This is a genomic window from Micromonospora sp. TSRI0369 (assembly GCF_001905625.1).
Lineage (GTDB): Bacteria > Actinomycetota > Actinomycetes > Mycobacteriales > Micromonosporaceae > Micromonospora > Micromonospora echinospora_A.
Genome location: NZ_LIVU01000022.1, coordinates 1 through 10,916, shown reverse-complemented (window position 1 = coordinate 10,916; position 10,916 = coordinate 1). Strand labels below are relative to the sequence as shown.

The following is a 10,916-nucleotide window of genomic DNA, read 5'->3' as shown; positions in this document are numbered from 1 at the left end:
CGTCACAAGACCCATATTTATGCCTCTCAGTCATATCGACTTCTCGTCACCTATTCCCCACCGGGCTGGGCGCGCTGGCTACCGTGGATGTCCGGGGCAGTCGGCGAAGGAGCGGCGGGATGGCTGTCGACGGAGCGGGCGCCGACCCCGTCGACCGTCCCTCGCGCTACGAGGAGGTCGTCCTCGGCCTGCTACGGGGCGAGGGGGCGACCGCGCTGACAGCCGGTCTCTGGCTGATCGTCACGTCCCTGTTCACCGGGCTGTTCCTGACCTTCGTCGGGTGGCAGGTGTGGGAGAACCGCACGTTGGAGACCAGGGGCCGGATCGGCGACGCGCAGGTGGTGCGCGCCAACTACGAAGGGCGCGGCAAGTCCCTGAACGTCGCCTACCTGTCGGGGCCGGTGGGCACGACGGCGATCCTGGAGAACCCGGTGCACCGGCCGGCCGCGGGCGACGTGATAGCGGTCCGGTACGACCCCCGGCACCCCACCCACCTGCGGGAAGCGGACGCGCCGATCTGGCGGTGGCCGGACTTCCTGGTGACCGTGCCACCCGCGGTGGCGGGCTGCCTCGTCGTACCGGCCGAGTGGATGCGGTTCCGGCGGCGGCTGCGGGAGCGACGAGTCTGAGCAGTCACCGCCCCCGCGGACCGGCCTCCCGGGTCCACCCCACGAAGCGGCGGTGCAGTGCGCCGGCAGGCGCCCAGGGCATGTCCTCGGAGGCTTGCACGAGGTAGGCGCCGAGATACAGAGCCAGTGACACCGGCGCACCGGCGTACTCCGCCCGCAGTTCCCGCCTGCGGGTGGGGCACGGCCACGGCAGGTCGCAGCCGCCGCAGCTCCAGATCGGCATGACCGGGCCGTGGGTGGTCACCGCGCACCCTCCAGGAACCGCGCGGTGACCGCCCGCGCCTGCCGGCTGGTCGCCCATTCCACCTGCCAGCACGGGTACGGCGTGAGCCGCGCCCACCACGCCCGGCACCCGGCACACATGCCGTCGAGTCCCCGCACGTGAACCGCGAGGATCGTCTCCTCCGGCCCGCCGATCACTCGTCACTCCCCTGCGGCCAGTGACCACGATTGATCGGAAGCCGGTGCCGCGAATGACAGGGCAGATCGGCGCCGCACCGGCAGACCCGTCTCCACCGCCGCCAGCACCACACCGGCCGATGCCGCCGGGCGAACGTCAACGCGGCGGCGGACAGGTAAGCGTCGTACGAGACGCGGCGCTCCCGCGAGGCGTCGCCGTCCGGGGACCGTTGCCCGCCTCGCGCCTGGTCCAGCAAACGGCGTCTGGCGATCTCCTGCTCCATCGCCTGGATGCGCTCGCCGAAGCCGGACACCGTCGACGGCGGAAGGTACCGACCGACGAGCCGTCGCAGGAGCCCAATGGTCACCGTCATCTGTCCGGCCCTCCGTGGTGAGGGCACGGAGGACACCTGCTGATGTGCCTATCCGCGCCCGGTGGAGATCCAGCGTCACGCCGAGCGCGTCCACGATCCAGGAGGTGACTGTCCGCTAACCAGGTGTGCTGTCCGCTGTCGATCGGCGGGCGGGGGCGTACTCGACGCACAGGTCACGCAACATCGCGGCCTCCGGCACGCCCGACTGCTCCACCTTCGCGAGCAGTTCCGCGGCTCGCCACCAGTTCGACGGCACCACCCGCCCGGACGCCACCGCCTGCGCCCCGAGCGCAACCGCCTCATCCGGCTGGTCGGCGGCGACCAGGGCAAGTCCGAGGTCGAGACGCGCCGACGCGGAACGGCGAGGACGCGCTCCCCCATCACCGTGCGGGTCCAGATCGGTCAGTACCGCCCGCGCCACCTGCTCGGCAGCCGGGTCACCGGCCCACGCCAACGTCGTGGCCATATAGGCGGCGGCCTTCGCGGGGTCGTAGCGGTAGTGATGCTCGGCCCGTTCCGGAACGGGCAGATTCGCCGTCAAACGCTCCACCCGCTCCAGCGCTCGCCGGGTGGCGGCCACATCACCGATCCGCGCCCACGCGCGAGCTTCCTGGGCAGTCGCCTGAATCCTGGCCGAGCTGCCTTTCGGCGCGACCCGCTGTGCTTGATGAGACAGATCGAGTGCCGTCCGGTAGTCACCTTGCGTCAACACGTCCCAGGCCCGGGTCTCCAGACACCACGCCTGGATCTCCGCATGCTCGGCGTGTTCGGCAAGCTCACGAGCAGCACGCAGATGGGCAGCCGCCGCACCGCGCTGCCGCAGGTCGATGTGAACGGTGGCCCGCAGCACCGCCAACCAACCGCCCGCAACCAACAGCCGACGCTGCTGAGCAAGCGTGACCCGTCCGTCCAGCAGCCGCACCACATAGGCCAGATGTCGCCGCACCAGCGGCAACAGATCCGCCGGCGCCATAATCGGATAGGAGCTGGCGAGGTCGTCGACGCCCTGCTCGATCCGTTCGAGCACCTCACCGCTGACATCACTGGCGGCAACCCTCGCCCGCAACTCGCCCGCCTCGGCCGCATGGTCGATCGGCGCATCGACCAGACGAGCAAGCACACCTCCGGCGTCGAGAATCCGGTCCAAGTGGCGCGCCGTGTCGACAGTCGGAGCCTTGAGCCCTGCTTCCAGCTCGTGCAGATGGCTCTTGCTTCGATGGGCGAGCTGCCCGAGGGACCGAAGCGACAGACCACGCCGCTCCCGAAACTCGCGCAGAGCTGCCCCGAAGCGCGGATCGACGGAGGAAGCCATAGCCCAGCTCCAAGCTCAAGAGGCCCGGCGAACTCACCCGGCCGCCATTCTGTCGACCGTACCCCGAAACGTCGCCCGTCGATGACCTACGGGCCACGCACCAACGGTGACACCACTGCGACACAGCGCTATCGTGTCGCTCATGGCCGCTCCCGACACGGCCCTGGGCGCCCTCCATAACGGGATGCGCATGAGCCAGGACGACTTCGCACGCGCGCTGGAGGTCGTCACCGGCCTGCCCATCTCACTGCTCGGCTTCGCCGCGGTGCCCGGTGGGCACGTGGCCGACGACCAACAGGGCGGCCACGACCTGACCTCACCCGTGTCGAACCTGGCCACGCCGACGCCGGCTGCCGAGCCCAGCACCGCGCACAGGTCGTACGAGGGCGTGTGGCTCAGCCGCTACCAGTACTACTCCAGCGGACGGGAGGAGTCCTTCGCCGGACAGCACTTCGTCGTCCTGCTGCAGCACGGCGACAGGCTGACCGCGCGCAGCCTGCCCGGGTCGGCGTCCTCGTCTCTGTCGCTGGACCTGACCGTGGACGGTGCCGTTGTCACCGGCACCTGGGTGGAGCAGACCGATCCGGCCGGCTACTACCGGGGTGCCCGCTATCACGGGGCGATCCAGCTTCTGGCCGAGCCGACGGGGCGACGGATGGCCGGTAAGTGGGTCGGATTCGGCAAGGACATGGACGTGAACACCGGCCCGTGGGAGCTTGTCTTCCGCGACGCGTCGACCTCGAAGGCGACGCTGGACTGGTACAACACCCCGGCGACGTAGAGAGTCCTGCCATCGCCTCGACGCCGGACGGGATCGGTGCTCGCGTCGACTACTCTGCACCGGAACACGGCACGGTGCCCGTATCCAGCGAAGCCGCACGTCGTGCCCGCGATACAACAGGAGAACGCTGTGACAGTCCGCGCCACGGGCCGGCCACTGACCCGACTGGAAGCCGCCCAGGCGCAGGCGGAGCACGTACTCGGCCCCCGGAAGGCAAAGCGGATCGCGACGTTCGGCAACGGCGGCCTGTACGTCCGGGCCGGCACCGGGGCACAGATCATGGCCTGGCTCGTCGACTTCACGGTGTTCCTGTTCGGTGTCGGGGCGGGCGTCGTCGCCCTGGCCCTGGTGGACCGCGCGGTCACCCTGTCCGACAACTTCGCCGCCGGGGCGAGCCTCTCGTTGCTCGTGGTGGTGCCGCTGCTCTACGGCCTCTGCTACGGCAACGGCCGGGCGCTCGGCGCGCTGCTCACCGGCACCCAACTCGTACGAGCCCGGGACGGTGGCCGGATCGGCCTCAAGGCGTGCTGGGCCATGCTGGTCCGGACGCTGTTGATGCCGGTGCTGGTCGTCGTGCTGGTGGTGACCGCGTTCAGTACCGGATCCTCAGACGCGCCCGGTTCGCTCGTGCGGACCACCATCGACCCGGACGCCACCCGGCGGCTCCACGACGCGGGCATCCGCTGACCCGTCGCGCGGCCGCCTCCCGCGGGCGGACGCCGCCAGCTTGATGCTCACCTGGGCTCCGAGCTCACGGAAGCCGAGCCTACGAGCGAGCCGTCGTGAAAGCTCGGGGCGTGCGCGCCACTGCGGCATCAGTCGGTTCGCAAGCGCCTCCGCCACCGCGGCGGACGCCACCGCACGGGCCAGTCCGCGGCCCCGGAAGCGTGGGCTGGTCAGCACACAGAGATGAGCGACCGCGTGTGGCCAGTTGTCGTACCCCGCCGCCGCCACCACTCGTACGCCGTCCCGGACGACGAACACCGGAGAGGTGATCTCACCGATCCCGCTCTCCGCGAGGTCATCCGCGGAGACGTCCGCTACCAGCCGATCGAGGTCCGGGTGCCCCGGCGACAACCGGGCCACCTCAGCGGTCGCCGTCTCCGGCCGGAACTCACGCTCGTCGAGGTACGCCAGCGAGGCGGGACCGAGCACGTCCACCACGCCGCGCTCCCCGTCCCACCGCCCGTCCTCGACGGCCGACCGGAGTGGCCGTCCGGTGAGCGATTCGCGTAAGAAACGGGCGGCGGCAGCGTCCGGCGCGGTGGCGATCCCTGATCCCCCCACCACCACGATGCCGGCCCAGGCCGGCGGGCACAGCCGTGACCCGGCGGAGACGACCACCCGCACGCCGTCCGCCGGGAAGCTGGCGGCGACACCGGCGAGGCCGGCCCAGAGATCCTGTACGCGGTGCGACACATCCGATCGAGCCATCGACGCATTGTCCCCGGCTGCCGCCTCGACCGCTGTCCGGCTGCACGCCCCGCGCACCGCCTAGCCTCTCGGGGATGGAGCAGCTACGCGACCTTGCCGTCCGGTTGGCGATGGACGAGCCGGTCGGCGACGACCTGGCGATGGCGGCCGCGCACGCTCTGGCCCGTGGTGTCGACTCGCCGAGCCTGCGGGAGCTAGCCGGTCTGTCGAAGGGCCAGTCCCGGGAAGCCGTCGACCTGTTCCGGCAGGCGATGGAGGAACTAGGCTCGCCGGTCCCGGACGAGAGCCGCGCCCGGCTGCACCTCATGCGTGTGGCAGCGGCGAGCATCGTCGCCGGAGAGGGCGATCCCGAGGACCTGGCGCACGAGATCTACTGGCAGTCGTCCTACTTTCCCTCGGAAAAGCTGCGCGAGGTGGGCTACCGCTTCCTCCACCTGTACGCCGATTGCGGCGCAGCGCCGGATCAGACGGAGGAGGCGGTGGCAGCCATGAAGGAAGCGGCACGGTCGTTCCTGCACGATCATCCTGCCTGACCGCACCGTCGCTGTCGTGGCGCAGTGCTCAGAGGGCAAACGGCTCGTACGCGAGGGCTTCCGCCACCACCTCCTCATCGGTCAACTCGGGCTGATGGAAGAACATCAGGGTGATGACGTGCGGGCAGCGCAGGATCCGCGTCAGCTCATCGAGCTTCGCCCCCGTCTCCTCGTCAGGAGTGGCCGGGTCGCGCAGTTCCTGAACGAGGGCCAGCGCCCTGCCCCGCGATGCGTCGTCCAGTTCCACAGCCCCGGAGGGTACGGCTCCGGGGCCTGATCTGCGGCAGCTCGTTCACGTCGCGGCGCCCTGGGACCAGCCTTGACCGACTGCGCACACTGAGGGCAGGCATCTCACCCAGGGAGGTCCAAGTGCGCTGGCTCATCGTCCTGATCATCATCGCGGCGGCCGTGGCCGCGGTCGCACTGTGGCGCCGTACCCGGCAGACACCAGTCGACGGCGGCCAGGTGCGTGACCTCCAGGCATCCGCGGAGGCCCGCCGCAGGCTCGACGACCATCGGAACCGGACGGACGGCGGCAACACCGGCAGCGGTGGCGTAGGTGGCTGGAGCGCCTGACATCACCGGCAGGTCAGCTTATTTGATGGTGGGCGCGGCAGGTTTCGAACCTGCGACCCCTCGCTTGTAAGTTCTGGGCGCTCCGTCCGGCAACGTCCATCCACGTACGCGACCTCGGGCAACGGTTCGCGCTTGGCCGGCGGCGTCGGTCACCGTCCCGGCTCGTTGCTGTCACCGTTGCTGTCGACAGCAACAGGAGACACCAGGCGTGGCAGAGTGGCCGCCAGGCAGCAGGGTCGTCCGCACGGTAATGGGCGGGACCCGGGGTGCGATCTGGGCCGTCAGCCCTGCTGCCCCTCACAAAGCTCTCGTGACTGCTTCATTCCGAAGGAACCACTAGCCGGCTGTGAGCTGCACCAGCAGCAGGCGTGAGCTGTCCGAGCAGTCCGCAGAGGTCCACCGACGTCCAGCTTCGCTCGTGCCCGTCGTCACTCAGTTGGTCACCCAGCCCAAGTGTCAGACGTTGAAGCGGAACTCAGGGCCGCTGCCTGTCAACCAACGGGAACGCACCTCGACCACTGCTCATACGACGCCTACGTCTGCCATAGCTGCTTGCTGGTTGACGACGTTTGACGATGTCTTGTGCCCACTGTGTGCCCCACGCTGGTGGCGATGAGGAACGCCAGTGCGGGCCGCGCAGCTTCCGCTCCATCATGTCGGCCTAGCACCCTGTCACGAGCTGAAGGGGTCACGACCGAGAACGTCCCGCAAGACTTCCCTGATGTTGATGGTGGCTTCCCGGCCTTGTTCAAGCGCCTCTTGAGCTGCGGCTTCGATCCGGTCCGCAATAGTCCGGGTTTCGGCAACGGACAGGACCGCCGGAACCGACTTGCCATCGGGCATCTCGAAGACGATTGAGATGAGACGCGTTTCATGATCGGGGGTAACGCGCATCGCCATCATGCCCAGCGCCTTACGTGCGGTTGCCACTTTCATAACCAATCGCCGCTCGTCGCCCTTAACAGGAGTGAAGTCATGATGGCGATAAAAGCTCGCAGCCTCTTCATCAATCGCGTCAACGACGATCAACCGGCCCGACGCTTCGGCGGAGGCCATCACAATAACCTGCAAAGCATCTACTAGAAGCTCACTCCCAAGCCCTTGCCCCTTGAGTGAGCGGTCCAGAGCTAGCCGCGCCAGCAAGTAGGCGGGCACGACGGAAAACCCTCCCGCCTGCCCGCCCGTCAACTCTTGCCGCAGTATCTGGGTCGGCGCTATCGAGTAGTAGGCCATGACAACCTTCGAATCGTGCTCTACCCAGACATACGTCCGCGCAGTATCCGCCTCTTGAGCGCGACGCGCTTTGGTCTTTAACCAGTCGTTGAGGACTTCATTTTCACAGTCGAAGGACGCAAGGTCATGATCGCCGTCTAGTCGTTGCGAGACCCATTCACTCATCGACGGACGAACCGCCGCCCACGCTCAGCGACACGCTTCAGTGCTGGCGCGTCGTCCGCTCGGTCCAGGGAAGAAAGCAGGTCATCAAACTGGTCGTTTTCCATAACAACGTGATGCACACGCGCAATTACACGGTCAGCCGCAGCGTTCGCCGCCTCCAAAACGAAAGCTGATACCGTTTGGTTGGAGAGGCGAGCAGCTTGGGTGATTCGGGCCTCACTGTCCGTATCGGTCCGCATCTCGATGCGCTGAGTCTTAGTAGCCATCGCTTGCACCTCCGACTTCACCGTACGGCACTTGTACGGCTGTCGCCAGCCTTTGACAGACTCCACACACTCCCTCCCACGCAGGCACGCTGACCCAACCTCAGGCGTGTGACCAACGTAACCAAAACTCCCGGCGTGTCGGTTAACTGCGCTCCACGCTCAGCAGGCAGCCCTGCCATCCCGTCTGCCGTCGACCCGCCCTCCTGGGGAGCGGGCCGCCGCCCGGCCCGCCACGTCAAGCGGACCTTGACGCGCGCGTACGGACGCTGGTGGGCCGGGCGGCGGTCTGCTCGGCTCGCCCGGGTCGTCGGCTGGCGGGATGGCCCTGCGCAACCACCCACGGACCGTAATCCGCCGACGGAGCCCCCGCCATCCTGGAGCCAGAGCGCCCCCGCCGGAGGCGCAGTGACCGCAACCCCGCGACCGCCGCCAGCTCGCCGACGCGGCCGGCGTGCGCTTCCCTACGCCGCGCGGGCTTGTGGCCGCGCGGCCCGGCCGGCTGCCGGCCCACCACCTCACCGGTCAACGATCCTGTCGTGCTGCAGCGGCCCTCCGGGCTTCCCGCTCCCCGCGCCAGCCGCCGGGCGTCTTGCGCGGCCGGAGCGGAGCGACAGCGGAGGGCAGGCCGCGCGCCCAGGCGGCGGCGCGTGCGGCCCGTTCAGGGCCGCCTTGAAGACGTACAGAAAGTTTGAACCACATTGCCGGCAGCCGGCTGTCTGGTCTCGGGACCTGCGTGACACATCGGTATCAGGACCTGCGTGACACTCCGCTGAGTGTTGGTGGAGATGAGCGTGATGGAACAGCGGTATCGAGCCGTCCAGGACGTGCTTGCCGGGTCGACGGTCACGGACGTCGCCGAACGGTTCGGAGTCTCCCGCCAGGCGGTGCATCGCTGGTTGGCCTGGTATGCCGATGAGGGCTTGGAGGGCCTGGCCGATCGGTCCAGCCGGCCGCGTTCCTCTCCTGGGCGGACGCCACCGGAGGTGGAGGCGTTGATCTGTGAGCTGCGCCGGAATCATCCTCGCTGGGGTGCCCGTCGTCTGGTCTTCGAGCTGGGGCGCCGGGACTGCCCGGGTCCGGTCCCGTCTCGGGTCACGGTGCATCGGGTGTTGATCCGGCACGGGCTGGTCAACCCGACGCCTCGCCGTCGGCGTCGGGAGGACTACAAGCGGTGGGAACGGGGCCGTCCGATGGAGCTGTGGCAGCTGGACATCGTCGGCGGTATCCGTCTTGCTGACGGTGGTGAAGCGAAGGTCGTCACCGGCTTCGATGACCACTCCCGGTTCTGCGTCATCGCCCAGGTCGTCCGCCGGGCCACCGGCCGGGCCGTATGTCTGGCCTTCACCGAGGCTTTGCAGCGGTTCGGGGCGCCGGAGGAGGTGTTGACGGACAACGGCAAGCAGTTCACCGGCCGGTTCAATCAGCCCCGCCCGGCTGAGGTGATGTTCGAACGCGTCTGCCGCGAGAACGGCATCGTGGCCCGCAACACCAAACCCCGCACCCCGACCACCACTGGCAAGGTCGAACGGTTCCACCAGACCCTGCAACGCGAACTACTCGACGACGTCGAGGTCTGGGCCAGCCCGGAAGAGGCCCAGGCCGCAATCAACGCGTTCCGGGACGAATACAACACCCGACGGCCGCACCAGTCCCTGAACATGGCATTCCCCGCCGGCCGGTTCACCGTCCCACGAGCCGACGAGCAATTGCCGCTGCTGCTTCCACGGACGCTGACCACCACGATCCCCGCACCCCGAAAGCCGCTGCCTGCGGCACCGTTGGCGCCTGCGTCATCCGCCGGGTCGGCCACCGTCGCCTCCGCACCAGTAACATCCGGCGACGATGTCGGCTTGGCCGTGGAGGTCACCCGGATCGTTCCCGCCTCGGGCAACCTCACCGTCTGCGGGCAGCAGTTCTGGCTCAGCCCCACCCGGGTCGGGCTCCCGGTCACCCTCTGGGCCGACACCACCGTGGTCCATCTGCTCATCGACGGTGTCCGGCTCAAGACCGTCCCGTCCCGGCTCACCCCCGATCACCTGCGGCAACTCCTCGCCGACAACGGCCAACCCGCCGGACCACCACCGATCACCACAGGCCCCGTCCAGGCCGGCGCCCCGATCGAGGTCGAACGGCTCGTCAACGCCACCGGCCTAATCAGCCTCGCCGGCCGGCAACACCCCGTCGGCTACCACTTCGCCGGACAACGCGTCACCGTCCGACTCGACCGCGGCCTCATGCAGATCACCGCCGCCGGCGTCCTCCTGCGCAGCCTGCCCAACCCTCTCAGCGCCGCCGAGATCGCCCGCATCCGCGACGCCCGCCCCGCCGGACCCCCACCCACCCCGGCACCCGAACCGATCCGGGTCGAACGCCGCGTCAGCTGCCGAGGAACCCTCGTCATCGCCGGCCAACGCATCCACGTCGGCATCCACCACGCCGGAACCACCCTCACCGTCGAAGCCTCCGACACCACCTTCCGCGTCCACAACGGCGACCAACTCGTCGCCGAGGTCACCCGCACCACTGTCAAGCCGATCGCCCGGTTCAAGGTCCGCAAACCCGAACCCTCACGCGCGGCCCGCACCCCGCAGCACCGGGACGAAGCTTGACGCCCGGCGGTGCCATTCCTAGCTTTGTCGCTCATGAGCTGGAGCAAGGAAACTGGCAGATCAGACCATGGATAGCACCAGGTTGACGAAGGCCCTCGGCTACACCGTCGGCGACCTGCTCCTGATCTCAGCCGAGGCGTTCGACACGCGGGTCGTCAGGACCACGCCCCAGCGCCTGCTCATCGACTGGCCATGGCGGGAGGCGGACCCCGAGTCAACCAACTCATGGGATGGCACCGTGGGCTTTCCTCGTGACCCTGACGCGCACGGCTGGCTCAACACACCGTGGCGACTGGAGCCCGACGCCTCCGAACTCCAAGCCGGTGACCCTTGCTTCGTCGGCATCCCACCGACGGAGGTGCGGGTTACCTCCATCGAGAGGTTCGACCCTCCCGCCGATTTCGGATTCCTACCCCGGCCGGACTACGCGCTTGAGGTGGTTCCTGTCGACGCGATCGAGGACCAAGAAGCGGGCTACGTCCTCTACCTCAACAGTCAAGAGCCGATCCACATCGAAGTTCTTGCCAACCCCGACTAGCCAGGGCATACACAAGCGCTACCCTCAACCGAAGATCGTCTAGCCCGTGTCGGCTCCGCCTGAAAAC

Annotated in this window: 14 protein-coding genes; 7 read left to right on the top strand and 7 right to left on the bottom strand. The window is 68.6% G+C overall.

The annotated features are described in order from the left end of the window. Window positions 1-119 precede the first annotated feature (119 nt). Window positions 120-629: a hypothetical protein gene (locus tag AMK25_RS31340; RefSeq protein ID WP_073831967.1), complete on the top strand. Its 510-nt coding sequence runs from the start codon at window positions 120-122 to the stop codon at window positions 627-629. A gap of 4 nt (window positions 630-633) precedes the next feature. On the opposite strand, the gene AMK25_RS33140 is transcribed toward AMK25_RS31340, so the two are convergent. The 3 genes from AMK25_RS33140 to AMK25_RS31320 form a co-directional block, all read right to left on the bottom strand. Next, entirely contained in the window at window positions 634-873 is a 240-nt protein-coding gene (locus tag AMK25_RS33140; RefSeq protein WP_073831966.1) for a hypothetical protein, read from the bottom strand. Further along, a complete protein-coding gene (locus AMK25_RS31330) occupies window positions 870-1,049 on the bottom strand; it encodes a hypothetical protein (protein WP_018787085.1) in 180 nt (59 codons plus the stop codon). Before AMK25_RS31330 ends, AMK25_RS33140 begins: the two co-directional genes overlap by 4 nt. Before the next feature lie 468 nt (window positions 1,050-1,517). Then, on the bottom strand, window positions 1,518-2,714 hold the full coding sequence (locus AMK25_RS31320) for a helix-turn-helix domain-containing protein (RefSeq protein WP_073831964.1): 1,197 nt from the start codon (window positions 2,712-2,714) through the stop codon (window positions 1,518-1,520). Between the two features lie 133 nt (window positions 2,715-2,847). Here AMK25_RS31320 and AMK25_RS31315 point away from each other — a divergent pair, with 133 nt between their 5' ends. Continuing rightward, window positions 2,848-3,495: an XRE family transcriptional regulator gene (locus tag AMK25_RS31315; RefSeq protein WP_443189937.1), complete on the top strand. Its 648-nt coding sequence runs from the start codon at window positions 2,848-2,850 to the stop codon at window positions 3,493-3,495. A gap of 129 nt (window positions 3,496-3,624) precedes the next feature. Next, window positions 3,625-4,182, top strand: coding sequence for an RDD family protein (locus AMK25_RS31310; RefSeq protein WP_073831962.1), 558 nt, complete (start codon window positions 3,625-3,627; stop codon window positions 4,180-4,182). Here AMK25_RS31310 and AMK25_RS31305 read toward each other — a convergent pair. After that, window positions 4,102-4,929 carry a GNAT family N-acetyltransferase gene (locus AMK25_RS31305; protein WP_083664889.1) on the bottom strand — a complete coding sequence of 276 codons (828 nt, stop codon included), beginning with the start codon at window positions 4,927-4,929 and terminating at the stop codon, window positions 4,102-4,104. The genes AMK25_RS31310 and AMK25_RS31305 overlap by 81 nt on opposite strands. A 74-nt stretch (window positions 4,930-5,003) precedes the next feature. On the opposite strand from AMK25_RS31305, the gene AMK25_RS31300 reads away from it, so the two are divergent. Then, window positions 5,004-5,462 (top strand): hypothetical protein, encoded by a 459-nt coding sequence (locus AMK25_RS31300; protein WP_073831960.1) that lies wholly within the window; start codon window positions 5,004-5,006, stop codon window positions 5,460-5,462. A 28-nt stretch (window positions 5,463-5,490) separates the two neighbouring features. On the opposite strand, the gene AMK25_RS31295 is transcribed toward AMK25_RS31300, so the two are convergent. Then, window positions 5,491-5,709 (bottom strand): hypothetical protein, encoded by a 219-nt coding sequence (locus AMK25_RS31295; RefSeq protein ID WP_073831959.1) that lies wholly within the window; start codon window positions 5,707-5,709, stop codon window positions 5,491-5,493. Between the two features lie 122 nt (window positions 5,710-5,831). Here AMK25_RS31295 and AMK25_RS31290 point away from each other — a divergent pair, with 122 nt between their 5' ends. Then, entirely contained in the window at window positions 5,832-6,038 is a 207-nt protein-coding gene (locus AMK25_RS31290) for a hypothetical protein (RefSeq protein WP_073831958.1), read from the top strand. 672 nt (window positions 6,039-6,710) lie between these two features. Here AMK25_RS31290 and AMK25_RS31720 read toward each other — a convergent pair. Together AMK25_RS31720 and AMK25_RS33305 are read right to left on the bottom strand one after the other, a co-directional pair. After that, on the bottom strand, window positions 6,711-7,436 hold the full coding sequence (locus tag AMK25_RS31720; protein ID WP_198937728.1) for a GNAT family N-acetyltransferase: 726 nt from the start codon (window positions 7,434-7,436) through the stop codon (window positions 6,711-6,713). Continuing rightward, window positions 7,433-7,675: a type II toxin-antitoxin system TacA family antitoxin gene (locus AMK25_RS33305; RefSeq protein ID WP_443189938.1), complete on the bottom strand. Its 243-nt coding sequence runs from the start codon at window positions 7,673-7,675 to the stop codon at window positions 7,433-7,435. Before AMK25_RS33305 ends, AMK25_RS31720 begins: the two co-directional genes overlap by 4 nt. Window positions 7,676-8,487: 812 nt before the next feature. Here AMK25_RS33305 and AMK25_RS31275 point away from each other — a divergent pair. Further along, window positions 8,488-10,311, top strand: coding sequence for an IS481 family transposase (locus AMK25_RS31275; RefSeq protein WP_241826576.1), 1,824 nt, complete (start codon window positions 8,488-8,490; stop codon window positions 10,309-10,311). 82 nt (window positions 10,312-10,393) lie between these two features. Further along, window positions 10,394-10,849, top strand: a complete 456-nt coding sequence (locus tag AMK25_RS31270) for a hypothetical protein (protein WP_158070693.1) — start codon at window positions 10,394-10,396, stop codon at window positions 10,847-10,849. The last annotated feature ends 67 nt before the right edge of the window (window positions 10,850-10,916 follow it).

Bases quoted from the DNA above. Each gene is read 5' to 3' on its own strand.
- AMK25_RS31340 (WP_073831967.1), top strand. From the start codon at position 120: ATGGCTGTCGACGGAGCGGGCGCCGACCCCGTCGACCGTCCCTCGCGC.
- AMK25_RS31320 (WP_073831964.1), bottom strand. From the start codon at position 2,714: ATGGCTTCCTCCGTCGATCCGCGCTTCGGGGCAGCTCTGCGCGAGTTT.
- AMK25_RS31305 (WP_083664889.1), bottom strand. From the start codon at position 4,929: ATGGCTCGATCGGATGTGTCGCACCGCGTACAGGATCTCTGGGCCGGC.
- AMK25_RS31300 (WP_073831960.1), top strand. From the start codon at position 5,004: ATGGAGCAGCTACGCGACCTTGCCGTCCGGTTGGCGATGGACGAGCCG.
- AMK25_RS31720 (WP_198937728.1), bottom strand. From the start codon at position 7,436: ATGAGTGAATGGGTCTCGCAACGACTAGACGGCGATCATGACCTTGCG.
- AMK25_RS33305 (WP_443189938.1), bottom strand. From the start codon at position 7,675: ATGCGGACCGATACGGACAGTGAGGCCCGAATCACCCAAGCTGCTCGC.
- AMK25_RS31275 (WP_241826576.1), top strand. From the start codon at position 8,488: ATGAGCGTGATGGAACAGCGGTATCGAGCCGTCCAGGACGTGCTTGCC.